27 protein-coding genes are annotated in these 25,193 nt (G+C 40.4%); 15 read left to right on the top strand and 12 right to left on the bottom strand.

The window, feature by feature from the left end; genetic code table 11:
- The first annotated feature begins 80 nt into the window (after positions 1-80).
- From DBR32_RS03685 to DBR32_RS03675, 3 genes are read left to right on the top strand one after another with little or no spacing between them, the layout of a single operon-like run.
- On the top strand, positions 81-686 hold the full coding sequence (locus DBR32_RS03685; protein ID WP_124634955.1) for a sugar transferase: 606 nt from the start codon (positions 81-83) through the stop codon (positions 684-686).
- Positions 683-1,315 carry an acetyltransferase gene (locus DBR32_RS03680; RefSeq protein ID WP_124634954.1) on the top strand — a complete coding sequence of 211 codons (633 nt, stop codon included), beginning with the start codon at positions 683-685 and terminating at the stop codon, positions 1,313-1,315. Before DBR32_RS03685 ends, DBR32_RS03680 begins: the two co-directional genes overlap by 4 nt.
- A 25-nt stretch (positions 1,316-1,340) precedes the next feature.
- Complete coding sequence (locus tag DBR32_RS03675; RefSeq protein ID WP_124634953.1) at positions 1,341-2,339, top strand: bifunctional phosphoglucose/phosphomannose isomerase; 999 nt, start codon at positions 1,341-1,343, stop codon at positions 2,337-2,339.
- Between the two features lie 46 nt (positions 2,340-2,385).
- On the opposite strand, the gene lpxB is transcribed toward DBR32_RS03675, so the two are convergent.
- The 5 genes from lpxB to DBR32_RS03650 all read right to left on the bottom strand — a co-directional run bounded on the left by lpxB (position 2,386) and on the right by DBR32_RS03650 (position 7,468).
- On the bottom strand, positions 2,386-3,498 hold the full coding sequence (gene lpxB / locus DBR32_RS03670) for a lipid-A-disaccharide synthase (protein WP_124634952.1): 1,113 nt from the start codon (positions 3,496-3,498) through the stop codon (positions 2,386-2,388).
- 51 nt (positions 3,499-3,549) lie between these two features.
- A complete protein-coding gene (locus DBR32_RS03665) occupies positions 3,550-4,431 on the bottom strand; it encodes an NAD(P)-dependent oxidoreductase (protein WP_199724343.1) in 882 nt (293 codons plus the stop codon).
- 6 nt (positions 4,432-4,437) lie between these two features.
- A complete protein-coding gene (locus tag DBR32_RS03660; protein ID WP_124634950.1) occupies positions 4,438-5,271 on the bottom strand; it encodes a glycosyltransferase in 834 nt (277 codons plus the stop codon).
- Positions 5,272-5,305: 34 nt separating this feature from the next.
- On the bottom strand, positions 5,306-6,220 hold the full coding sequence (locus DBR32_RS03655; protein ID WP_158605899.1) for a glycosyltransferase family 4 protein: 915 nt from the start codon (positions 6,218-6,220) through the stop codon (positions 5,306-5,308).
- Between the two features lie 108 nt (positions 6,221-6,328).
- The gene (locus DBR32_RS03650) at positions 6,329-7,468 is read right to left on the bottom strand and encodes a DegT/DnrJ/EryC1/StrS aminotransferase family protein (protein ID WP_124634948.1); all 1,140 of its coding nucleotides are present in this window, start codon (positions 7,466-7,468) and stop codon (positions 6,329-6,331) included.
- A gap of 138 nt (positions 7,469-7,606) precedes the next feature.
- Here DBR32_RS03650 and DBR32_RS03645 point away from each other — a divergent pair, with 138 nt between their 5' ends.
- Entirely contained in the window at positions 7,607-8,344 is a 738-nt protein-coding gene (locus DBR32_RS03645; protein ID WP_124634947.1) for a tyrosine-protein phosphatase, read from the top strand.
- A 5-nt stretch (positions 8,345-8,349) separates the two neighbouring features.
- Here DBR32_RS03645 and DBR32_RS03640 read toward each other — a convergent pair whose 3' ends face one another.
- Positions 8,350-9,102 carry a LytTR family DNA-binding domain-containing protein gene (locus DBR32_RS03640; RefSeq protein ID WP_124634946.1) on the bottom strand — a complete coding sequence of 251 codons (753 nt, stop codon included), beginning with the start codon at positions 9,100-9,102 and terminating at the stop codon, positions 8,350-8,352.
- A gap of 237 nt (positions 9,103-9,339) precedes the next feature.
- Positions 9,340-9,567: a hypothetical protein gene (locus DBR32_RS03635; RefSeq protein ID WP_124634945.1), complete on the bottom strand. Its 228-nt coding sequence runs from the start codon at positions 9,565-9,567 to the stop codon at positions 9,340-9,342.
- A gap of 151 nt (positions 9,568-9,718) precedes the next feature.
- Between DBR32_RS03635 and DBR32_RS03630 the strand changes: the two genes are divergently transcribed.
- Positions 9,719-10,336 (top strand): hypothetical protein, encoded by a 618-nt coding sequence (locus DBR32_RS03630; protein WP_124634944.1) that lies wholly within the window; start codon positions 9,719-9,721, stop codon positions 10,334-10,336.
- Between the two features lie 69 nt (positions 10,337-10,405).
- On the opposite strand, the gene DBR32_RS03625 is transcribed toward DBR32_RS03630, so the two are convergent.
- From DBR32_RS03625 to ispG, 3 genes are all read right to left on the bottom strand, one after another.
- Entirely contained in the window at positions 10,406-11,725 is a 1,320-nt protein-coding gene (locus tag DBR32_RS03625) for a polysaccharide deacetylase family protein (RefSeq protein WP_124634943.1), read from the bottom strand.
- Positions 11,726-11,800: 75 nt separating this feature from the next.
- Positions 11,801-12,790 (bottom strand): tRNA dihydrouridine synthase DusB, encoded by a 990-nt coding sequence (dusB, locus tag DBR32_RS03620; RefSeq protein ID WP_124635067.1) that lies wholly within the window; start codon positions 12,788-12,790, stop codon positions 11,801-11,803.
- Positions 12,791-12,893: 103 nt separating this feature from the next.
- Positions 12,894-14,888 carry a (E)-4-hydroxy-3-methylbut-2-enyl-diphosphate synthase gene (gene ispG / locus DBR32_RS03615; RefSeq protein ID WP_124634942.1) on the bottom strand — a complete coding sequence of 665 codons (1,995 nt, stop codon included), beginning with the start codon at positions 14,886-14,888 and terminating at the stop codon, positions 12,894-12,896.
- A 268-nt stretch (positions 14,889-15,156) separates the two neighbouring features.
- On the opposite strand from ispG, the gene DBR32_RS03610 reads away from it, so the two are divergent.
- Complete coding sequence (locus tag DBR32_RS03610) at positions 15,157-15,516, top strand: DUF4907 domain-containing protein (RefSeq protein WP_124634941.1); 360 nt, start codon at positions 15,157-15,159, stop codon at positions 15,514-15,516.
- A 76-nt stretch (positions 15,517-15,592) separates the two neighbouring features.
- Positions 15,593-17,548, top strand: a complete 1,956-nt coding sequence (locus DBR32_RS03605) for a gliding motility-associated C-terminal domain-containing protein (RefSeq protein ID WP_124634940.1) — start codon at positions 15,593-15,595, stop codon at positions 17,546-17,548.
- 240 nt (positions 17,549-17,788) lie between these two features.
- Here the strand turns inward: DBR32_RS03605 and DBR32_RS03600 are convergent, their stop codons facing one another.
- Both DBR32_RS03600 and DBR32_RS03595 read right to left on the bottom strand, forming a co-directional pair.
- Complete coding sequence (locus DBR32_RS03600) at positions 17,789-18,202, bottom strand: hypothetical protein (protein ID WP_124634939.1); 414 nt, start codon at positions 18,200-18,202, stop codon at positions 17,789-17,791.
- Positions 18,203-18,298: 96 nt separating this feature from the next.
- Complete coding sequence (locus tag DBR32_RS03595; protein ID WP_124634938.1) at positions 18,299-19,756, bottom strand: thiol protease/hemagglutinin PrtT; 1,458 nt, start codon at positions 19,754-19,756, stop codon at positions 18,299-18,301.
- Between the two features lie 337 nt (positions 19,757-20,093).
- Between DBR32_RS03595 and rplF the strand changes: the two genes are divergently transcribed.
- The 8 genes from rplF (at position 20,094) to DBR32_RS03555 (ending at position 25,178) form a co-directional block, all read left to right on the top strand.
- Positions 20,094-20,648: a 50S ribosomal protein L6 gene (gene rplF / locus DBR32_RS03590; protein WP_124634937.1), complete on the top strand. Its 555-nt coding sequence runs from the start codon at positions 20,094-20,096 to the stop codon at positions 20,646-20,648.
- A gap of 201 nt (positions 20,649-20,849) precedes the next feature.
- The gene (gene rplR / locus DBR32_RS03585; RefSeq protein ID WP_124634936.1) at positions 20,850-21,212 is read left to right on the top strand and encodes a 50S ribosomal protein L18; all 363 of its coding nucleotides are present in this window, start codon (positions 20,850-20,852) and stop codon (positions 21,210-21,212) included.
- 59 nt (positions 21,213-21,271) lie between these two features.
- On the top strand, positions 21,272-21,790 hold the full coding sequence (rpsE, locus tag DBR32_RS03580) for a 30S ribosomal protein S5 (protein WP_124634935.1): 519 nt from the start codon (positions 21,272-21,274) through the stop codon (positions 21,788-21,790).
- A 61-nt stretch (positions 21,791-21,851) separates the two neighbouring features.
- Positions 21,852-22,034, top strand: coding sequence for a 50S ribosomal protein L30 (gene rpmD, locus DBR32_RS03575; RefSeq protein WP_124634934.1), 183 nt, complete (start codon positions 21,852-21,854; stop codon positions 22,032-22,034).
- A 95-nt stretch (positions 22,035-22,129) separates the two neighbouring features.
- On the top strand, positions 22,130-22,576 hold the full coding sequence (gene rplO / locus DBR32_RS03570) for a 50S ribosomal protein L15 (RefSeq protein WP_124634933.1): 447 nt from the start codon (positions 22,130-22,132) through the stop codon (positions 22,574-22,576).
- Positions 22,577-22,709: 133 nt separating this feature from the next.
- Positions 22,710-24,038: a preprotein translocase subunit SecY gene (gene secY / locus DBR32_RS03565; RefSeq protein WP_124634932.1), complete on the top strand. Its 1,329-nt coding sequence runs from the start codon at positions 22,710-22,712 to the stop codon at positions 24,036-24,038.
- Between the two features lie 208 nt (positions 24,039-24,246).
- Positions 24,247-24,621: a cytochrome c gene (locus DBR32_RS03560; protein ID WP_124634931.1), complete on the top strand. Its 375-nt coding sequence runs from the start codon at positions 24,247-24,249 to the stop codon at positions 24,619-24,621.
- Positions 24,622-24,635: 14 nt separating this feature from the next.
- Positions 24,636-25,178 carry a YceI family protein gene (locus DBR32_RS03555; RefSeq protein ID WP_124634930.1) on the top strand — a complete coding sequence of 181 codons (543 nt, stop codon included), beginning with the start codon at positions 24,636-24,638 and terminating at the stop codon, positions 25,176-25,178.
- Positions 25,179-25,193: the final 15 nt, after the last annotated feature.

Raw genomic sequence — 25,193 nt, 5'->3', positions numbered from 1 at the left:
ATTAATTTCGAATCGGTAGCGCATATATGTGAAACAAAACAAAAAGAAGTACATTTGCAAAAAAATATGTATATTGAAATATGTATAGTGTGGGCCTAAAAAGAATAATAGATTTTTTCGTTGCGATTGTTGGCTTTATACTACTCTTTCCTATATTTTTACCGCTTACCGTTTTATTGTTCATTGCCAATCAGGGAAAGCCTTTTTTCTTTCAGCGCCGGCCGAGTAAAAACGGAAAGGTATTTCGTATCATAAAGTTCAAAACGATGAACGATAAGAAAGATGCCCATGGTATGTTATTGAATGATGCCGAAAGAATGACCGGGATCGGCAATTTTGTACGAAAAACATCCTTAGACGAAATTCCTCAATTACTTAACGTAATTAAGGGAGATATGAGCTTAATAGGGCCAAGGCCTTTACTGGAAGAGTATCTTCCCTTATACAGCAAAGAGCAGGCCAGGCGGCATGAAGTAAGGCCCGGTATTACAGGTTGGGCCCAGGTGAATGGCAGAAATGCAATTTCCTGGAAACAAAAATTTGAATATGACGTTTGGTATGTTGATAATCTCTCTCTTGGATTAGACCTGAAAATTGTAGCACTTACAATTAAGAAGGTCTTTAAATCGGAAGGAATTAACGCCGCTGCAAATGTTACGATGGAAAAATTTAAAGGAGAGGCATGAACACAGGAAATTTCATATTATACGGCGCCAGTGGGCATGGTAGTGTGATTCTGGATACACTGGAAACAGGGGGGCACGATGTTGAATATTTTATAGACGATAATCCGAATTTGACTATTTTTGAAAATGTTGCAGTAATTTCGAGAATAGGCTTCGACAATTTGGTAAAAGATAAAGCAAGGAGTCTTATTATATCTATTGGAAATAATAAAATTCGTAAAGCTATTAGTACCACCTTATCAGATTATGATTTTGGCCAGGCAATACATGGAAAAGCAGTTGTCTCGCGAAAAGTCTCTGTTGGGCAAGGTACGGTGATTATGGCAGGAGCCATAATCAATGCAAACGTGACGATTGGCCGGCATGCAATTGTCAATACAGGAGCATCAATAGACCATGATTGTGTCATTGCCGATTATGTACACATCTCTCCCGGTGCTACATTATGTGGTAACGTGGTCATTGAAGAAGGAGTGCATGTCGGAGCAGGCGCAACCATTATTCCGGGCGTACGGATAGGAGCATGGGCAACCATAGGAGCCGGAGCTGTTGTGCGTAAAGATGTACCTAATGGAGCGATGGCTGTGGGCAACCCGGTAGTGATAAAAAACGCGGGAAACATTAAATAAACTTATAGAAAAAATTAAAACATACATGAGTGAGTATAGAGTAATGAATGAATATATACAGGAATTTCCTGAACATATTACGGAGGGATTGAATATTGGTCGCCATTATCAGTTTAAACACCAGGCAACAAATATCAGGAATGTAGTGTTGGCCGGTTTAGGAGGTAGTGGTATTGGGGCGGAGATTGTCGCTAACTATATAGATAAGCAATTAAAAGTGCCGGTCGTAATCTGCAAAGATTATTTCCTGCCGGGTTTTGTAGATGAATATACTTTAGTTATTGCCTGTTCTTATTCCGGCAATACCGAAGAAACCATGATGGCACTGGAAGAAGCGAATGCAAAAAATGCCCGCATTGTTTGTATTACCTCAGGAGGAAAGATTGCTGCATATGCCAATGACCATAATATGGATTTGTTACAGATTCCCAGCGGCATGCCGCCAAGGGCCTGTATCGGTTATTCCTTTATCCAGATCCTATTTGTCTTAGCACATTATGAAATCATCGGCCGTGACTTTGAGCAAGAGCTGGAGGAAACGGTAACCTTTTTAAATGCACAGCATAGCGATATTAAAACCCTGGCATTAGAAATTACCCAACAGATAGGCGATAAAATGCCGGTTATCTATGTAGACCAACATATCGCCGGTATCGGTACGCGTTGGCGCCAGCAATTTAATGAAAATAGCAAGATCTTAGGTTGGGAGCGGGTGATACCGGAAATGAACCATAACGAGCTTGTCGGATGGAAAGACCAAAGTGAGCATTTAGCCGTTTTGTTTTTACATACCGGAAATGAGTATGAGCGTATAGTAAAACGCTTTACCATCAATAAAAATATTGTTTCTCAATATACCGCTACCGTTATTGATGTATATGCCAAAGGGGAAACCTATTTTGAGAAAGCAATGTATCTCGTACTTTTGGGTGATTGGATCAGCTGGTACCTGGCGGAACAAAGAAACGTAGATGCCGTAGAAGTGGCTGTTATTGATTATTTGAAAAAGTCACTTTGTGAATAGGATCAGAAAATAGTTTAAAAAATAGACGTGGGCTTTTAGCCTACGTCTATTTTTTTTGTGCCAGTTGAGATACAATATGAGCTACCTCTAAAGAAGCCTTGTTTTGATGCGCTAAACTCTGCCATAAAAGCTTATAATCGGCTAAGATGGGTTGGCGCCTTGCACCCTCGTCAAGAATATCTTTTAATGCTGCCGAAAGCCGGACTACCGTGCAGTCTTCCTGTATCAGTTCCATTACAGAAGGTTTATCCAGGATCAGGTTGACCAAAGAGATGTATTTTACCTTAACAAAATGCCGGGCAATCCGGTAAGTGGTTGGGCTGGTTTTATATACCACTACCTGCGGTACACCCAATAGCGCCGTTTCCAGCGTGGCCGTGCCACTGGTTACGATGGCCGCGTCGGCTATTTTCAGAATATCGTACGTTTTATTTTTTAGCAGGCGTACCTGCTTATTATCTCCGATAATGCTTTTGTATAAGGTCTCTTCCTGTGCCGGTGCCTGAGCAATAATACAATCATAATCGGGATACGCTTGCATGCATTCCAGGATAACCGGTAGCATCTTCTTAATTTCCTGTGTGCGGCTTCCGGGTAAGAGGGCGATCGTCTTTCTGCCTTGCTCCGGGAGGAGGCTGGAAGGTATGGCCAATTCTTTTTCCATCACCTCAATTAGAGGATGTCCTACATAATGCACCTTATAGCCATACTTGTCATAATATGCTTTTTCAAAAGGTAGGATCACCATCATTTTATCTACATATTTATGGATGTGGTGCACCCTTTTTTCCTTCCATGCCCATACCGTTGGGGAAACATAATAGGCGGTCTTAAACCCTTGTAGTTTGGCCCATTTGGCCATACGCATATTGAACCCCGGGTAATCGACAAAAAGAATCACGTCCGGTTGGTATTGAAGAATATCTTCTTTGCAAAATTTAATGTTTTTTAAAATCGTACCCAAGTGCTGGATCACCTCAATAAAACCCATAAACGCCAGGTCCTTGTAATGTTTTACAATATAGCCGCCGGCAGCCTGCATCAAATCGCCTCCCCAACACCGGAAATCGGCCTGGGAATCCAGCGTTTTTAATGCCTTTAAGACATTACTAGCATGCAAATCGCCACTAGCTTCTCCGGCTATAATATAGTATTTCATTACACTTCAGGTTTCTGCAAAAGTAGGAGATGCCGCGTATAAAACAGCAAATTACTTGTAAAAGTCCAATACCGGATGCGGGTTCCATAAACCCGTCTGCCGGGCTTTATCATCATTATAGGTAAGATCGGTCGTTATCTTCTTTAAAGTGTTGGTATTTAGAGGTATCCAGGGTATAAAATTACCCATTATAGAAGTGCTTTTTGCCAGGAAGCGCGGGATTGTTAAAGGCAGTCTCTTTCCGGATTGAAGGGCTATTGCTTCACTAAGCGCCTTAAAACTGGGGTGTATACCATCCGTAAGATTATAGATCCCACCCAGGGCAGATAAGCCTGATAGTACCTGAGCCACATCCGAAGCCAGCACCATACTTTTATGTGCATCGCTTTTGTAAATATTAAAATAGGTCCCTCTTTGGATTGCCTGCTGCATACGTGCCAGATTGCCCGGAGCATTATGCCCCACTAAAAGAGGTAAACGTAAAATGGTACAAATAACCTTGTGTTTGGTACACCAATCCTGGATTATTTTTTCTGCCAGGATTTTACTTTTCCCATAAGCCGATTCGGCTGCTAAGGGCGTATCCTCCTTAATATTCTGACCCGATTCACATCCGTAAACGGCTACAGAACTGATAAAAGTAAAGGATTTTGGTTTTTGAGGTAACTCTTCCAGTGCAGCCAGTAAGTGTGCAGTACCGGTTACATTCGTATCGAAAAAAGCCTGTTCCTCTTCCTTGGTATTGGGGATCATGTGCGCCTTTCCGGCGGTGTGGATGATGTGTTCAAATACCAGATCGGGGAGGTCAAACGGACTTCTGAGATCAATATTAAGCATGGCATTATTTCGAGAAAGGGTGTATCGTTGTGCTTGTGGTATTTCCGCACAAATGTATTTTCCTAAAAAACCGTTGGCACCTGTTACCAGTATCATAATAGACTATCTGTTATACGCTAATTGAGACAAAGTTTTGGCATTGATTCGCTTACGTTCTTTATCGCAAAACCAACCCCACTTATTAAAATAATAGACGGCAGATTGCATGCCAATCTTAGTTAGCCGAAACGATTTATGTGATCCTTTTTCAAAGGCATGGTATATGGTGGCATCGGGAAAAAAAATAGTTTTATAACCTGTTGCGATCAATCTTCGGCACAAATCGGTTTCTTCTCCATACATAAATATCTGCTCATCAAAAAAGCCTGTTTCCTTGATGGCCTTCATATTCAGCAACATAAAACAACCGGATAGATAAGGCACTTCCATGATCTTATTATAGCCACTGAACCGCAATTCAAACAATTCATTGCGCTTGTCCACCATCTTCTTTACAGGATTAAACCTTCTTCCGATCCAGTCATAAGGGCTCGGAAGCAATTTGCATAGATACTGCAGGCGGCCATCGGGGTATAATACTTTAGGCATGATATTGCCCACATCAGGATGTGTAGAGAGATAAGCCATTAAGCACTCCAAGGTACCCGAATCAAAGTGAACGTCCGGGTTTAATACCAGATGGTAAGGTGTCTTTTGGGCAATACTTTTATGTAACGCAATATTATGTCCGGCCCCATAACCCTTATTGGTATCCATAAATTGATAATGCACCCTTTTGTCGTCAAAGGTATCTGAGTATAGGGGCTTGGGAGAATGATCTATCAAATATAGGTGTTGAACAAGACCACATTGCAGCACGCTTTTTATCGCATTGCTGAGCACTTCATGGTCATTATTATACAACACAATGCTACAGGATAGAACAGGTAGAGTCATTGTGGTAAAAATACACTTATTCTTGCTTAGCCGTTTAGGAAAAACACAAATATTTTCTTTTGAGCAGGAAGTACACAATACTCAGAGGAGTAATGATGACTAAGGTCGTTATAATAATATTCCAGTCTGTAAAGACAACGATACTATTGACCAATAGCTGTACTGCGGCATATATGGTTGCAATCACCAGGTGGCTATGCTTTCCTTCATTTGCAAGGCGCTGATATAAATGTTGGCGGTGCGGATTAAAAATGTTTTCTCTCTTCTTTAATCGTTCTAAGATCGTATAACCCGTATCAATACCATATACCGATAAGAAAAGGATGTATTCAAAGTGATGTTGTAGAAAGATGATATACCCCAAAGCTGCGACGGTCCAAAAACCTAAGCCGATAGAGCCCACATCACCTAAGAAACAGATGGCTCTTTTGCGGAAGTTGAAAAACAAAAACACCAGGCAGGAAACAATCCCATAATTTACAAAAGCCGTGCTCTCCATGTGTTCCGTATATTTAATGACATACCAGAACGAACAAAAGGATATGAGGCTATACAATGCCGTCATCCCGTTGATGCCATCCATAAAATTGTAGGCATTAATGATCCCCAACATAATAAAAAGCAGGCTTACGGATACCCATATCGGCCAGTTTTCAAAAACACTAAAGCCATGCATCAGCATTAATACGGAGATGATGTGGATGGGCAAGCGGACATATACGGGTAAACTCTTAATGTCATCAACAAAACTGATAAAGGAGATCAGCATGGCTCCGGCAAATACATAAATAAAATGCGGATAATATTGCGAAAACGTAATCGTGTAGGCAATCAGGGAAAAAGGAAATACGATACCCGCCCCGCGCACAATGATGTGATTATGGGAAGACCGGAGATTAGGAACGTCGACAATATTAAAGCGCTTGGCAATAAATATATACAACAACATTAAACAAAATAGGGCAATGCCGTACTGTAGGTAAAACATTAATGATCTATAGTTTCGAAGTTTTATGGGGATGTTTAAAATACTTTTTGCTTTTAGTAGAACGGAAAACTACTTAAAGCAAGTATCAAAAACGTTAAAAATACGTTCGAAATCTATATCAGTAAGGTTAGAGCCCGAAGGTAAGCATAAGCCGTGGGTAAATAAGTCTTCCCCTACATGGCCTCCATAATAAGGAGCCTGCTCAAATATCGGTTGCAGGTGCATCGGCTTCCATAAGGGGCGGCTTTCGATTTGGTGTTCGAGCAATTTTTCTCTCAGCGCTTCTCTGTCCAGGCCCTTTGTTTTGGCCGGATCAATGACGATGGCCGTAAGCCAGCGGTTACTTTTATTTTCAGGAAGCTCCTGTTGTAACGTAACCCCTTCTATAGTAGCAAAATAGGCCGCATAACGGTCAAAATTGGCCCTTCTCTTTGCAATCCATTGGTCCAGTACTTCCATTTGCCCCCTTCCGATACCCGCTACGATATTACTCATCCGATAATTATAACCGATATGAGAGTGCTGGTAGTGTGGTGCATTGTCGCGGGCTTGTGTAGCCAGGAAGGTGGCTTTCTGTGCCAGGTCGTCATTTTGGGCTACCAAAGCGCCGCCACCTGAAGTAGTGATAATTTTATTACCATTAAACGATAAACAGGCCATGGTGCCAAAGGTACCGCATTGTTGATTTTTATAAGTAGATCCAAGGGCTTCAGCTGCATCTTCCACGATAGCGATGTTGTACGCCTGGGCAATACGCATCAGTTCATCCATCTTGGCCGGCATGCCGTAAAGATGTACCGGAACAATGGCTTTTACCTGTTTCCCTTTAGCCAGCCGGTCTTTTATTGCCGTTTCCAAAGCAATCGGGCACATACACCAGGTATCGGGTTCGCTATCCACAAAAACGGGCGTTGCACCCACATAAGTAATCGGATTGGCGGAGGCCGAGAAGGTCATGGACTGACAAATGATTTCGTCGCCGGGCTGTATGCCCAAAAGGATGAACGCAAGGTGTAAAGCTGCGGTTCCGGAACTGAGTGCAGAGATAAATACTTTATTTCCTAAATAAGTCTTTAGGTCTTCCTCAAAACCATTGACATTGGGGCCTAAAGGAGCTACCCAATTGGTGTCAAATGCTTCTTTTACATACTTTTGTTCTGTGCCACCCATATGGGGAGACGAAAGCCAAATTTTTGTTGGAACCGACATTGTTTTGTTAAATTTATTTAATTTTGTGCCTTTGAAAAGGAGCATTTGCGCAAATTTAATAAGAATATCTTTGTTTGAACCCTTTTTCTTAATAATACAGCCGCAACTGACACTTATTTTTAAAAGGAATAAAGCTACATGTTTTCAATATTTAAGAAGAATAAAAAAGTTACCGTACATATTGGCAATATCGTAGAGCAGGACATGCACTCGCATATCTTGCCGGGTATAGACGACGGTGCAGCAGATGTAGATATTTCTATTTCCTTAATCAGAGGAATGATGGCATGTGGCATCAAAAAATTTATAGGTACACCCCATATTATGTCTGAACTGCATAAGAATAACAGAGATACGATTACTAATGCCTACCAAAAGCTAAAAACAGCATTGGATGAGCAGCAAATAGAAATCGCAGTCCGATATGCGGCAGAGTATATGATAGATGAAAATTTCCCCAATCTATTGAAAGAAGGTAATCTTTTAACCGTTACCGGAAATAAAATATTAGTAGAAACACCTTTTTACTATGAACCCATTGATATTGAAGACATTCTTTTTCAGATAGAAACAGCAGGTTATCAGGCTATTTTGGCTCATCCGGAGCGATATCATTTTGTAGATCATAAACTGGGTATCTTTAAGAAATACTTCGATCATAATGTAGAACTACAGCTCAATATCTTATCCCTCTCCGGGTATTATGGTTCTAAAGAGAAAGAAGTAGCGGAAAAATTGTTAGATGCAGGATTGTATACCTACATCGGTACAGATCTTCACCATGAACGGCATTTGAAAAGATTATCTCATATACAGATAGACCGGAGTGTGCTAAAAAAATTAGAAAATACCGATTGGCTTAACAAACATATCTAAACAGATCAAACTGGCTGCAGGTAAGATAACAGTTCCTTTAATGATAAGGTAGTGCTCACATAGATGTTATTGGATAATAACAGGCTTGCCGTACTGTTATCGTAAGCGACAATATGCTTTTTGTTGATAATATAAGATTTGTGCACTTTAATAAAATCGGTGCTATGCTTCAGCAATTCACTGATCTTTCGCATATTTCTGCTGGAAGTCACGTGTTCCCCATTGCCTAGCCAGATAATGCAATAACTGCCCTCGGCCTCTAAGTGAGAGATGTCCTCTATTTTCAATACCTGAAAACCGTTTCTATTAGACACAATAATATTTTCTTCTTCAAAAGAAAGGCCCGTTCTGTTTACCGTATGGCTATTTGGTTTGGCCTCACGTATACTGCCGTGTTTTTGGATTAACTGGTCCATATCCGATTGTACAAAGGGAAACAGGAGGTAGTCTTGTATCCCTTCTCTAATGGCTTCATAAGCATGAGAGCGGTTGGGGGCAAAAAGCACGATAGTCGCAGCCTCCAAGGTTTTGACCGGCTTTAAAATATCGAAAACCTTTATAGCTTCTATCGAAGCCGATAAGAATAAGATATCGGTCTTAAATAATGCCTTTTGTAATAAGGCCTCCTCGTAGGTATATGCGCTTGCGGTAATGGATATGTCTTGTCCACTATGCTTCAGGCTTGCCACAATTAAGTCAACAGATTCCTGCTCGCCAATAATGCTTACAGAAATCCTATTGGATTTTATACGTTCCATTAATTTTGTTTTTATATAGGTATAGCATTATAATACCACAAGTCTATTGGGCCGGATCGCGATGGTTTTAGTGGTATCGGATCCTGTCCATATGTTATCTACCTGTGTGTATAACAGCAAGTGTATAGCTACAAAACGATTATAGTCGATTGTAGCATAAACCTGTTGTTTTTACTAAACAAAGATAAGGGACTGATTTCATATTATGACTATTTTATATAATAGAACGATGGACATTCATATAGTGAAAGTATCCATGTCCGGGCTCTCATTAGCGGCTCCTTTTAGCTTTTCATATTTCCAGTAATATAATTTCCGGATCAGTTCCGCTTTTTCTCCTACAATATTGCGGTCGTTTTTTACTTTTCGTACCCATTGTTCCGATGTGGCTACGTCTTTATGATGGGCTACCCATTTTATCGCCTCTGCTTGGATTGCATCGTATTTTCTGTTATATTTGTTCATTTGTGCGGCTAGTTTCGTTGTTTACAAGTACAAAATAGAAGATAATTTTCAATAAAACCAAAACCTGTAGAAGAATATTTTCAATATTATGAGTAGTATTTTGAAAAGAATAAGTCAAATTGCTGAGAGCGAGCATCTTACTATCACAGCAATGGAACAGCTTATTGGCGCCAGTAAGGGTGTTTTATCCCGAGCTTTGGCTAAGGATACCGATATTCAAAGTAAATGGATTATTAAGATTGTTGAAAACTATCCCCACTATAATGCGGAATGGTTGCTAACCGGAAAAGGAGAAATGCTCAAAGAGCTAATCCCCAAAAAGGCCAATCTGATACATCTTTATAAAGATCTTGGGCATATGGAAGCCGGCGATCAGGTAGCGGAGTCTAATCAAGCACTATATCAAACGGAGTATATTGATGCCGGAGACTGGTTTCCGGGAGCAACGGCGGCAACCCGTTATTACAATACCAGTATGAAAGAGTATCCTTCCGGTTGTTTACTTATTTTAAGACAACAAAAAGATCTGGAAGCCCTAATTTGGGGTGAGCACTATATTATAGAATATGGAGATAATAGTGTGATGAAAGAAATACAACCTGACGAGGATGAACAACATTTGCTGGCGTATTCCACCAATGATGTTACCTATCCTGACGGAAGATTAAAATACCCACCCATAAAAATTCCTAAAACGCAAGTGCGCAGGGCCTTTCAAGTATTGGGTCATATATACAAACGACACAACAGGGATTTGATTTATACATAATCGGGGCCGTATAATGCATCATTTTGATGATGCTTTTCAAAATAGATTTTATAAAATCATTTTGCTTTATCAGCGCTGTACCAGCTCAATCATTTTTTGATAAAACTTATGCCAGCCTTTATTTTCGCGTCCGTTCCCCAGGTTATTATTGTGAAAAATACTCACAAATCGGCCATGCACATTTTTAGTAGCCATAATCAACCGTTCTACTTCCTGGTACGCTTCATTTTTTGATCCCTCATACAGGTTAATGGCCGTTGTTTCCATAAAACAAAATGGATGTACCCTTAGTTCTGTCTTTTCTTCCCGCGACAGATCAAACCAAAGGAAAGGTTGTGAGGTGCCTGCTCTGAACCCGTTAACGGTAGGGTAGCCCATAGAATAATCTTCTTCTATACCAGCTTCTATCAGATCTCTGTAGGTATCCGGAAGGGCCATCTTTATATAATGCTGCCGGCTACATAAGAGGTAACGGTTTACAATTTCCTGTAGTGTATTTAATTCTTTTTGTAATACTCCCGGTTGGTTATAAGAACCATAAGAGGGATGCAGGCCCACCTGGTATTGGGCGGCAGTTTCTTTAATAAGGTTTTGCATGGCCGGAATAGCCGGATCAAGATTCTTATCGAAAGGCCCGTTTTTGCCCACAAGGAAAAAATACATTGGCTGCAAGTTGTAAAACTTGTGTACATCATCCATCCATGCATAAGCATCGTAAGGGTCCTGCCGTTTGGAATTGGTTACAATAAGCCGGTCAAATGCCCAGCCAATTTTTAGCTTTAAGACATCTTTCAGTGCGCCTCCCCAGTTGTATTTTCTGGATTTATGCATATACGCCCAGGCAATATCAATGTCGTAGGTTGGTAGAAAGTCGAATTGGTTATGTGGTATGTCTATATTGAATTTGCGCTCCAGAATCCGCTTAAATGCTATGATCCACTCATCCACTACCGGTTGTTGCAAAAAAGAATATTGCGCGGCAACCGAATTGGTATGCCAATAGCGGCCATGCTTATCTTTCTTATGCGGCAGGTATTCTTCGTATCGGGAGAGGAGATAGAAAGTAGCAGAAAAAAGATCAAAAGGCACCAATGCGCCCGGCTGGTTGTAAAATAAGATCGTACTTTTTTTCCAGCGATTTACATTAAGCTGTTGTGGCGTTTCGCCGGTCTCAAAAATAAGCCGGTGTGGGATAATCAGAATATCCTCGTTCTGCAGGCGGGTTTCAGAATAATTTATTTTAGGTCCCTGATGATCGAGCCAAACCGATTTGTCATAAGTAATCTTATAGTCAATACTCAACTGCTCTCTGAATACCCAATCCAGGACATATTGCAGCCTTGTGGTGATTTGGACACAGTAGATCAGTATTTGATGAGGAAAATCCATAAGATTAATATTGATGTTGCAAGGGACTTAGGATTCAAAAGAACCGTTTCTGGATCGCTTCACAATGATAAGTATTTAATTGCATTCAGACAATACAGCTTCGCTCTGTATCAAGATAGCACTTACCTCCTCTAGACTTTGGGCATTGACCAGTTGCATCCTGAATTCTTTGGCATTGCGCAATCCTTTCAGATAAGTGGCATAATGACGCCGCATTTCCAGAATACCCAATTTTTCACCTTTCCAGTCTACCGATTTATTTACATGATTGCGGCATACCGCTATTCTGTCCGCAACCGTTGGCGGTGCCAATAGTTCTCCTGTGGCAAAATAGTGTTTTACTTCCTTGAAAAACCAGGGATAGCCGATTGCAGCACGACCAATCATAATACCATCTACACCATATCTGTTTTTGTATTCAAGTGCTTTTTGAGGGCTATCAATATCTCCATTGCCAAAGATTGGGATCTTGATCCTCGGATTGTTTTTTACTTTTCCGATTAGGGTCCAGTCTGCCTCTCCTTTATACATCTGCATACGCGTACGCCCGTGTATTGCAAGTGCCTGGATACCTACATCCTGCAGGCGTTCTGCGACCTCTTCAATGTTCTTACTGCTATCGTCCCAACCCAGGCGGGTCTTAACCGTAACCGGAAGGTCGGTAGAGTCTACCACGGCCTTCGTAAGTTGTATCATTTTGGGTATATCCTTAAGGATACCGGCACCCGCTCCTTTACACACTACTTTCTTTACCGGGCAACCAAAATTAATATCGATCAGATCGGGATTGGTTGCGGCAACGATTTTTGCCGACAGGGTCATGGCTTCCTCATCCCCACCAAAAATCTGAATGCCGATAGGGCGCTCATAATCGAATATATCTAATTTCTGTCTGCTCTTAATTGCATCCCTGATCAGCCCTTCTGAAGAGATAAATTCGGTGTACATAAAGTCTACACCTTGTTCCTTACACACTGCACGAAAAGGCGGATCACTCACATCTTCCATGGGAGCGAGCAATAAAGGGAAATCGCCTAGTGTTATATTATTACCAATTGTTACCATAATAGCGTCGGCAAAATTACGATAAATATATGGGATCACCTTTTGTTGCGCTCCGAAGGCGCGCAACAAAAGGTGATCCCAATGTTAAAAATTGAAGTTCAATTTATACCTTATCGACCCAGGCATGGTTGTCTTTGATCAATTGGATCAGTTCATCTACTGCTACTTCACTATCCACATTCCGTTTGATCACTTCCTGGCCTTTGTATAAGGTTATTTTGCCTACACCACTACCCACATAGCCAAAGTCGGCATCAGCCATTTCTCCCGGACCATTTACGATACAACCCATAATGCCGATTTTCAGGCCTTTAAGGTGATGGGTTGCTGCTCTGATCTTTGCCGTAGTTTCCTGCAGGTCAAATAAAGTGCGGCCACAACTGGGGCAGGAAATGTATTCGGTTTTAGATATTCGGGTACGGGTTGCCTGCAAAATGCCAAAAGCTGCATCATTCAGGAATTTTTCTATGTGTAGTGTTTCGTTTTGATTTTGCAGTTGTGCATAGGAGGCTTGTTTCATGCCTAGCGCCAATCCGTCTCCAAATCCGTCAATCAACAAAGCACCGCATTCGGTGGCATAGTGTATTAGGTGCTCATCCCAGGTATCCCAGTAACTGTCATTCATCAGAATAATGGGATGCTGGATTTGTTGCTCCATTAAGCTGATTCCCATTCTGCGAATGGCCTGCATGGCATTTTTATGTTCATTGCTAAGGCAAAGGACCACAGTCTTGTCTTCTTTTAAAAGTGCAATATCTTCAGTATTGGTCGGGAATTCGTTGTTGTAACAATCGACCATCACAAAATTAATGCGGCTGCTTTTTGCTTCGGCAGGCGCATTCAGGTATTCTTCCAATAGAAATATCGGAAAGCTTTGATCTTTAATTTGTTGTTTAGCCCATTCACTAGCCCAGGTGATGACTTTCAGGGTACCGGGCAAGGCAAAATTCAGTTCCGGATTTTCCACGAAAAGATAGTCGGCTGCAGCGTCTGCAATCTGCCATTTATCCAGGTCGGGACTGTATGTATAGCCAATGGCTTGCATGTCCTCCGGAATTAGGGTTCTGTTGATTTTAGAATAATCTGCAATAACAACAGGTACTTGTTGCGCACCAATATTTTCTACCGCAAACGTTGTTCTGCGTTTGTATTCAAAAGGATTGTAGGGGAGTGTTGTTATGGCCGGGATTTGTGCATCACTTAAATGATGTTTATTCGTTTCGTAACGCTTCACCAGGTCTCTGCATACCGGAATTTCATATTCCGGGTTTTCCGTCAACGATACCCGTACGGTGTCTCCGATGCCGTCTTCCAGCAAAGTTCCGATACCTACGGCACTTTTGATACGGCCATCCTCTCCGTCTCCGGCTTCTGTTACACCCAGATGTAGCGGATATAACAGGCCAAACTCATCCTGCATCGTTTTGACCAACAGGCGATAAGCATGCACCATTACCTGCGGATTGCTGGATTTCATGCTGATCACGATATTGTGAAAATCCTGGCTACGGGCAATTCTGAGAAACTCCATAGCGCTCTCTACCATACCGTTATGTGTATCGCCATAACGGCTCATGATGCGATCGCTTAGCGAACCATGATTGGTGCCAATGCGTATAGCGGTGTGGTATTCTTTACAGATATCCAGTAAAGGAATAAATTTTTTTGCGATCCGGTCTAGTTCTTCCTGATAATCTTCATCTGTATAACTTAAGGTTTCAAATTTTTTCTTATCTACGTAATTGCCCGGATTGATGCGCACTTTTTGAATATGCTTTGCCGCAACCTCCGCTGCATTGGGCGTATAATGGATATCGGCCACTAAGGGGACATGATAGCCCAGTGCTTCGATTCCTTCACGGATCATAAGCAGATTTTCGGCCTCTTTTTTTGAGGGCGCTGTGATACGCACCAATTCCGCTCCGGCTTTAATACAGCTAATCGTCTCCTGAATAGAACCGGCTGTATCCATAGTATCTTTAGTGGTCATGGTTTGCAGGCGTATCGGGTGCTCCTTGCCTAAGAGCAGTCCGCCTACATTCACTTCCAGGGTAGGTATTCTTTTGTAGCTTGTAAGGGAAGAGGTATAATATTCCATTTGACAAAAGTAAAATATTAACTGATACGCTTAGTAAATTATAGAGAATGTCTATCCAAATAAGTTTGTTTGCTGTCTATCTAGATAAGTTTTTGTTTGTGCTTAAATAACATAAACTTCCGTAACCAGAGAAGGGTGCATTAAGGTTAATTAAGGTTAATATTTTATATGATTTTTTGCAACTACGTACTTTTTTCTTATATTTCACTAATGTGTGTATTTTTGTTGCGGTAAAAACAATAAACCCTAATTAAAATTATAGATAAACATGAAGAAAGTAATTATTCTAGCAAGCATTCAATTGGCCTTTGCACTCAACGCTAATGTGCAGGCCCAAGAACAAATAGTATATACTTCTACCAAGGTTGTCAATGCTATTGACCCAAATAATGGCGTTGTCACCTATACTTTTCAAGTGACCACAAATGGTGATGGTAGTTTTGGTTATGATATTCTGGCCAACGGGAAAGTATATTTTCATCAGCCCTACTATCCGGGAAGAACAACTGGCTTTTCAGATAAAAGAATCTGTGAGTCGATTGCTAAAATGATCATTATGAAGCTGGAGCGGCCGGTCAGTCCTCCAATGATCAGTGATCGGGAATTAAAAGCATATGGTGTTCAATAGCACTGACAAGATTCTATAGCCCTATTACGATCCTAATTCATAAAAATATTACGATTATCATTAAACCAATAAGATCATGAAATTGAAATGTAAACAATTTTTTTATAGCCTTATCACATGTATGCTCCTGGGTACCACTACCTGGGCGCAATTACCACAATGCGACCATATTTATATGGATGATTACCTTACCAATTCTATTGTTTTGTTTCCGGGTTTTCCTCCTTTTCCTATTTCTCAGGCACCTACAGGGAATATCTACGGTTACAATCCGGCATTGCCGACTTCTGCAACCAATCCTGCATTAAATACCATACAGTTACCGGCCAATTATATTGGTGGCATTACTGTTAGCGAGGTGCTTAATTCAGGTAGCCCTACCTTGACTTTTTACTGTGTGACCGGAAATGCAAATAATACGACTACCTGGCGGTATAGTTACTATAATCCCGTGACCAGTGCATGGGTCAATACAGGCCATAATCCAGGCCCCGCACCCAATATCGCAGGTGGTGGCGGTTTTTTATATAGTTTAAATGGAGGTACAGGAGAGGTATATAAATATAACGGTACCGGAAACGCTACGTTGTTATTAGATGTTCCTGGCTTTACCAATGAAGGGCCTTATGACCTGATTGCCGATTGTGAAGGAGATTGGTATATCTTAAACCTGACGGGTACCAATGCACCTCCTTTCTTAAGAAAATATTCTGCTACAGGAGCTTTAATGCAATCCTGGACTGTGAATAACCCTAATGGTTACCAATCCGGAGCCGGTTTCGGTATTCTGGGTACCACCATCTATGTAGATGCCGTGGTAGGAACGACCGGACAAACTGGTATGGCTATGGGGACTATTGGTACCACAGCGATTAACTTTACAAGTATCAGCCCGGGTTTCCCGAGTACCTATACCAATAATGTATCTGCCTTCCAGGTAGAGGAAAAGCGCTTTTATGATATGGCGACTTGTGCAGGTGCCATTCCGGCTCTTGCCACTATAGCCATTACTGCCAATCCCGCTTCTATTTGTTCCGGTGCTTTGGTTAATTATACTTCTGTTATTACGAGTGGCGGTACTGCTCCACAGTATCAATGGTTTGTAAATGGTATCGCTATTACTGGTGCTACCGGAGCCACATTCTCTCATGCAACCAACACAGGCGATAAAATTACTTGCCGTTTAACGAGCAATTCTCCTTGTGTTACAGAACCGGTCGCAATGAGCCCGGTTGCAGTGATTGATATCGTTGACGGAACCCCACCAAAATTAGAGTATAGTCATGATAAATATTGCCGTGTAAGTAATACCAAACCCGTGAACTTTAGTCCCGCAGGCGGTACTTTCAGCAGCAGTTCCTCTGGGCTAATCATTAATCCGACTACCGGCTTTATCGATCTGGAAAATAGTGCTGTAGGTGCTTATACCGTTTCATATGCGACGATAGGCAATGCCGGGTGTCCGTCCAAAACGGTTACGGTTCCTTTGACGATAACACCAAACCCGACGATAACGATTTCTACAGTGACAGATGTAAAGGAATTATGTGAGACGGAAACAATTGAACTGAGAGCAACCAATATTGCCGGAGCACAATATGCTTGGGGGCCTAATAAATATTTTGAAAGAACCTTATCTGAAGGTCAGAAGGTTACGGCCAACCTGTTTCCCGGCCGTAACAAGATCAATGTATGGGTAACGGATGTAAACGGCTGTATTGGTACGGACACGATTACCCTTGTGCCTAAGCCTTGTTGTGAGCTGATGATGCCAAATGCCTTTACGCCTAATAGTGATGGAAAAAATGACTATTTTACCTCCGTTTCAAAAGTAGAGATGACTATTGTAAACTTTACGGTATTTAACCGTTGGGGTACCCTTGTGTATGAAGGTTCTGGCAATAAAGCGAAGTGGGATGGTATGTACGAAGGGAAGCCGGCTGAAGCAGGTACTTATGTATATCATATTTCCTATAACTGCAGTAATGGGGTACGCTATGAGAAAAAAGGCGATATTACGTTAATACGGTAAGTCTTTGTATTAAAGCAGATATAAAAAATAAAAGGATTAAAAAAACCGGGCGCAAATATATTTGCGCCCGGTTTTTTTAATCCTTTTTTAGTGCTTGCTATAAAACTGCTTAACGTGAATCTTTTAGCAATAGAAGACTTATAAAGAAAATATACCTTCCCGTCTTTTTTCTATATTAAAGGAGCCGTTTTTGTTTAACCTTGCACCCCTAGACTAGCTGTCAACAATCAGAAGAATGGATTATTTTATTTTTTTAAATATGGAACCTGTTTTCCCTGCCTGAATAACTTCGTTAATCTGTTTAGCTTTGTCTGTATAGCTATAGGTTGCGCCACAGTTATACATTTCGAGAATAGGATCGCTGTCTATAACCCATGCCAACAACTCCGAAGTGGTCGGGGCTGTTGTCCGTTTAGCATAATCCTGGTAAGTTATATTTAGAAAAGCAACCTGATCATTGATCCCTCTGTTATCGAGCCAATACCCTTGAGCGAGCGCGGTGGGCGTGGGCTGGTTTCTGATATCTGCAGGGTCTGGGTAGCTAACCACTTTTTTCTTGTCTGACGACAGGATAACCGGAACGAATTTTGAATAATCTTTCCGCGTCTTATAAATAATAACGGAAGGACTCGCATTGAACGTTGGATGTACCAATTGGACAGGTTGAGCAGGCTTATGAAAAGTTTTGGGGGCACAAGCCATTGTGCCCCCAAAAAATGATAAAATAATAAATTTGTATAAATGCATAACTTATCTGGTAATAGAAACCGGTTTTGTAATAAGGCCGTCAGTAGTATTCAATTGAATATAATACAGCCCTGTACTAAGTGTACTGGTATTAATACTAAATTTGTTAGCAGTCGTTTTGTTCGTCATTTGAGTTTGACCCAAAGTATTGTAGATAACATATTCAGTTATTTTACCGGAATAATTCTCTGCATCGAAATTGATCGTATTAGTTGCAGGATTAGGGTATAATAAGAATTTATTGTTGATGTCAACCTGGCTGATTGATGTTGCGTTTTTGTTCCATGGATTTGTAGCCAAAGTACTGCTTGGTGGTTCAATCATAACAATAACCTGTTGGTTAAAATTGAAGTTTCCGGAACCGCCACCGGTACCTAAAGCAGAAGGGTTAAGATTATCCACGATGAAATAACCATTGCTGGAACCGCCCCATCCCCAGTTGATATGGAACATCTCATTTGCATCATATCCATCAAATACAAATGCGTGGCCGCCTACTGTTCCGAAGCCTGCATATAAAAGCGGTCTGCCGGTTCTGATTTCAAATAATAACATGCTATGCCAGGTGAAGTCGCTGACAAAATCCTCACGCTTATATCCTTTGATTGAACTTTTGTATCCAAAGTAGTTTGTAAAAGCATTCTTTGCAGAAGCATTTCCCAGGATTACCTGCGCGCCGCTGGCTGTGGTGTTATAATCCATGTCTACAGAGATCCCGCAATGAGACATTAAGGTGCCGACTGCCGCTTTTTGAGCCGACTGGCTAGTCTGTGTCAGTTGTCCAGGCATGCTACTCCAGTTATAGGTAGTTGCTCCGAAGTTTGCAGACAATGTACCCCCAACACTACTTGTGCTATAACTGTGTTGTCCGGTACCTTGTGCAGGGTAATTCCAGAATTTCATAATCTGAGCCATTGCAGTAGCTACACAACCTGTAGGTGTGCCGGTCGGGCAGTAATAATTGTAGAGCGGCATCTGATCCCACAAAGTAGTTAACAGCGGTGCTACGGGAACAGTCGGTGGTGTTGGTCTGGTTTGTGATTGTAACCAGCTGTTCCACTGAGCGGTAACTTTGGCAGTAGCAGCAATATTGTTATCAATTACGTATTCGATCTGTTGTGTATACGTATTTAGCCAATACGCAGCCTCCGGGGAGTTGCGGCCGTCTACAGCATAAAACTTGCTTTCAGTAGAATACCCTAAGATAGGTTGTACATGATTTTCTGCAGATACAATAACGAATCCGTTTCCTGCTTGGTTTTCAAAAACATATAAAGTAGGAATATCGCCTTTTTCGGTCTTATACGTTCCTGCCAGCTGAAGCTGGGGTGCCAGACTACCTGTTTGGCTAGCATAAAAATTGCGGGCAGCGGTCAACGCTACATCCGAACTTACAGTCTCTGCATTTGCATTGACAATCATGCCCAAAAGTAAGCATGCAGATATGGATATTTTTTTCATTGCTTTTACAAATATTACATGTATATAAATAAATAAGGGTATGAAGTTACAAAAAGAAAATGTTATTTAATTTGTAATTTTTTGGTATTCAAGTCTATTTGAACTAAATCGACAGCTTAAATTAATGGTAATTGATTGATTTACACTGTAATGAATCTATTTCAATCTAGAAGTCATTCTATGATTTTAAAATTTTTGGAATATATCATGAAAAAAGGATACCTTTGCAAACATTTTTAGAAAATCTGTATACTGACCATCTAAAGTTCTTTCCTATACGTGGAACTGAACACGGTAACAGGTGACTATTTTTATTAACTTTTTTAATTTTTTAAACATGTCTCGTATAGGCAAAAAGCTAATTACATTAGCAGAGAACGTAACCTTAACGGTATCTCCTTCCAATGAAGTAACTGTTAAAGGTCCAAAAGGAGAGTTGAAAGAACAACTTGACCGTGATATTAAAGTAGAAGTAAACGGTAATGAAGTTACCTTGATACGTCCTACAGAACAAATCCGCCATAAGGCAATGCACGGTTTATACCGTTCTTTGATCAACAATATGGTTATTGGTGTAAGCCAGGGATATGAGTTGAAATTAGAGTTAGTGGGTGTGGGTTATCGTGCTGCCGTAAACGGTCAACAACTGGATATGGCTTTAGGATATTCTCATAACATCATCGTTGAATTACCAAAAGAAGTTTCTGGAATCGCAGTAATGGAAAAAGGTAAGGCTCCTTTGGTAACTTTATCTTCTATCGATAAACAATTAGTAGGCCAGGTAGCAGCGAAAATCCGTAGCCTGCGTAAACCAGAACCATACAAAGGTAAAGGGGTACGTTTCCAAGGTGAGATTATCCGTCGTAAAGCAGGTAAAACAGCTGGTAAATAAATTTAATTTTGAATGTTTAATAAGCTTCACAGCGATTTTTATTAGACATTCAAAATATTTTCTTATATATAGTAACCTTCGGAAGCCTTCTTTAAACCTTGTATGGTGATATGATGCAACAAAAGGTATTTTGGTGCAAACCAAAACATTTTATTGCCAGTATTACAATTTTAAAGTAGAGCCCGTACAAATAGAGATAAAATGTCAAAAACAGCAAAAAGCGTATTGCGTCGTAACAAACTTCGCTTCAGAGTACGTAAAAACGTAAACGGAACTGCACAAAAGCCTCGTCTTTCTGTGTTCCGTTCTAACAAAGATATCTATGCACAAATCATAGATGATACTAATGGTGCTACAATCGTTGCGGCAAACAGCCGTCAAAAAGACATCGTTGCACAAAAAGGTAATAAAACAGAATTAGCAGCTTTAGTAGGTAAGACAATTGCTCAAAAAGCAAAAGATTTAGGAATTGAGACTGTAGTATTTGATAGAGGTGGTTATTTGTACCATGGTCGTGTGAAATCATTGGCCGATGGCGCACGTGAAGGTGGCCTTAAATTCTAAACTAAATTATTTATTAAGCAATTGAGGCCTTAAAACCTCGCAATTCAAAAAAAATTACAATGGCAAATTCAAATACCAACCAAGTTAAAACTGGTGAATTAGAATTAAAAGACAAAGTGGTTTCGATTAACCGCGTTGTTAAAACTACAAAAGGTGGCCGTGCATTCAGCTTCTCTGCTTTAGTAGTAGTAGGTAACGGTCAAGGCGTTATCGGTCAAGGTTTGGGTAAAGCAAAAGAGGTACAAGAAGCAATTCAGAAAGGTATTGATGATGCAAAGAAAAACCTGATTAAAGTACCGGTAATGAAAGGTACTGTACCTCACGACCAATATACAAAATTAGGTTCTGCAAAGGTACTGATCAAGCCAGCAGCAACCGGTACGGGAGTTCTTTCCGGAGGTAGCATGCGTGCAGTATTAGAGGTAGCAGGTTATACTGATATCCTGGCAAAATCTTTAGGTTCTGCTAATCCTCATAATGTGGTAAAAGCAACAATCAAAGCGTTGAGCCAAATGCGTCAACCAATTGAAGTAGCAAAATCCCGCAACGTAAACCTTAAAAAAGTATTTAACGGATAATTTGATTGATTTTTCGTCTTACAATTATTCTATTCAATTATCTTTTTAAATAATAAAGATCATGTCAAAAGTAAAAATCACTCAAGTAAAAAGTGGTATCGATCGTCCGGAGCGTCAAAAACGTACTTTACAAGCTTTAGGTTTGAATAAAATGAACGCTACTGTTGAAAAAGAGGTAAATCCTCAGATTCAAGGTATGATTACCAAAGTATTACACTTAGTAAAAGTGGAAGAAGTAAAATAATTCTTTACTATTGTGGCCGATAAACGGCCGCAATATATTTTATAACCAGCGAGCGGACTTGTTTCCGCGCAAGTAAACAAAAACAATTTTCAATTATGCAATTGCACAATTTAAAACCAGCAGCAGGTAGTACCCATAGCACTAAACGTGTAGGTCGTGGAGAAGGTAGTGGTTACGGTGTTACAGCCGGTAAAGGTAACAAAGGTCAGCAAAGCCGTACCGGTTATCAATCTAAAATCGGTCACGAAGGTGGTCAGATGCCTATCCAACGCCGTATGCCTAAGAGAGGTTTCAAAACAATGAATCGTGTAGACTACAAAGTATTTAACTTGGGTCAGATCGAATATTTTGTTGAGAAATATGCTTTAGAAGAATTCTCTTTAGAAAACTTATATATCAATGGTTTGATCAGCCGTACTGATGTTGTTAAAATATTAGGTACTGGTGAGTTGAAAGCTAAAGTAACCGTTAAAGTAAATGCAGTAAGTGCAAGTGCTAAAACGGCGATTGAAGCCGCAGGCGGAACCGTTGAATTAGGTTAATATTTATTTGGAACACGCATTTTACCAGATGTTAAACCTTTAAAAAGGTTCCCTTAATATAAAAATATATATTAAGGTTTGGTAAAATGCGTTTTTTGTTGTTTATTCGCACCTCGTTTAAATCTTAAATTTCGTGAAAAAATTTATTGAAAAAATTAAAGACGTTTGGGGTATTGAGGAATTGCGTAACCGCATTCTGCTTACTTTAGGGCTCATATTGGTTTACCGTTTGGGAACTTTTATTGTATTGCCGGGTATTAACCCTAATGCTTTAAATCAGAATCAAAATCAAGACGGTCTTCTCGGCTTGATTAATATGTTTGCGGGTGGTGCATTTAGTAATGCCGCTATTTTAGCTTTAGGTGTAATGCCATACATCTCTGCCTCTATCTTTATGCAGCTTGCCGGTATTGTGATACCACAATTCGCCAAGTTACAGAAAGAAGAAAGCGGAAGAAATAAGATAAATCAGTATACACGTATTTTAACCATTATTGTTGCCGCCTTCCAGGGTAGTGCTTATATTGGTACTTATCTGAAGCCCATTCCCGGTGCGATTGTAAGTGATACGATGTTGTTTTATGTATCTACTGTTGTCATCTTAACTGCAGGTACCTTGTTTGTAATGTGGTTAGGAGAGAAAATTACAGATAAAGGAATTGGTAATGGTGTGTCTATCCTGATTATGGTAGGTATCCTCGCCCGTTTCCCTCATGCTGTAGTACAAGAGTTCAGTACTAAAATCAGTCAGGATAAAGTATTGTTCTTATTGATCGAATTAGCAATGTTTATTGCAGTATTGATCGGCTTAGTGTTATTAACGCAAGGGGTTCGTAAGATTCCTTTGAACTACGCCCGTCGAATTGTAGGCACAAATGCTGCTAAAGAAATTGGTGGTTCCCGTAACTTTATTCCATTAAAAGTAAACTCTGCAGGGGTAATGCCGATCATCTTTGCACAAGCCTTATTGTTTATTCCGGCTATGTTAGCAGGAGTTGTTTCGCAAGATGGTAGTGCGGCAGGTTGGTTAAGAGCCGTTTCTGATCATACCTCTCTTTGGTACAATCTGATTTATGCCTTCCTTGTAATTGTATTTACTTATTTCTATACAGCCTTAATCTTCAATCCGACAGAAATGGCGGAGAACCTTAAGCGTAATAATAGCTTTATTCCGGGCATCCAACCGGGTCAGCCTACGGCAGACTATATCGGTGCGATTATGGATAGAATTACCTTGCCAGGTGCTGTATTCCTTGCCTTAGCAGGTATCTTACCGGGTATTGCAGCCTTATTAGGTGTTACAAGCGGTTTCTCTAGCTTCTTCGGTGGTACGTCTATGTTAATCGGTGTTGCCGTAATTTTGGATACCATTCAGCAAATTGACAGTTATCTGTTAATGCGCCAATATGATGGTATGATGAAGACAGGCAGAGTATCCGGCAGACAAGCCGTTCAGCTATAATGTACGATCAAAAAATAATTATAAAAAAAGTTCACTAACATAGTGAACTTTTTTTTATTTAATGTCGTAACTATATATACTTGCGCGGATTATGTAAACAACCGCTTGTTAAAACATATTTTTAACAAATAACTAACTTAGTTGTAGGTACAACTAATGAGTCGAGACCATTATCTTTATCAAAAATCTTATTAAAATATTTATACAAATGAAGAATTTATTTTGGTCTTTTGGGGCTGTGGCGGTTATCGCAGTAGCATTTGCATCCTGTAGTAAGGACAATGAGTATGACCTGGCGAATAACAACAATGTAATCTGCGATACGACTGCTGTTTCCTATGCCAATACGGTTGCCGCTATCATGAGTGCAAACTGTAATGTGTGCCACTCCGGAGCGAATCCCAGTGCAGGCATTGCTACGAATACTTATCAGGGATTAAATGCTTTTTATAGTGTTACTTTACTCGGTAGTATTCGTCATGAGGCCAATTATTCCCCTATGCCTAATAACGCACCGAAATTGTCTGATTGTGATATCAACAAAGTAACTGCCTGGATCAACCAGGGTAAATTAAATAACTAATCTAAACTGTTTTTATGAAAAAAATTATTTGTTCCGCATTATTAATCAGCGGCATGGTGACTGGCACTTATGCCCAGAAATTTTTCACCAATAAAGGCACCACACAATTCTACTCCAGTACGCCGGTAGAGGATATTAAAGCCACGAACAAACAAACTTCGGCCTTGCTGAATACGGATGATAAATCCTTGGTTTGTGTGATGGAAAATACCAAGTTCATCTTTCCTAAGTCGTTGATGCAGGAGCATTTCAATGAAAACTATATGGAAAGTACCAAATACCCGAAATCTACTTTTACCGGTACATACGATCAAAAAATTGATGCCTCGGTAAATGGGAAATATAATGTTACCGTTTCCGGAAAACTATCGATACACGGTGTATTGAAGAGTGTAAGCATGCCGGCAACTATAGAAGTTAAGAACGGGCAAATAATCGGGCATTGCGTTTTTAAAGTGAAAACCAAAGACTATAATATTAAAATTCCTACATTGGTCGTTGCTAAAGTTGCAGAAGACATACAAGTAACTATTGATTTTATCGCCACAAAAATGTAATTCCGAAAGCTATAA

This window comes from Taibaiella sp. KBW10, from assembly GCF_003852495.1.
In the GTDB taxonomy this organism is placed as follows: Bacteria; Bacteroidota; Bacteroidia; order Chitinophagales; family Chitinophagaceae; genus Edaphocola.
The sequence above is the reverse complement of the archived record's forward strand: the minus strand, read 5'-3'. Positions and strand labels throughout refer to the sequence as shown.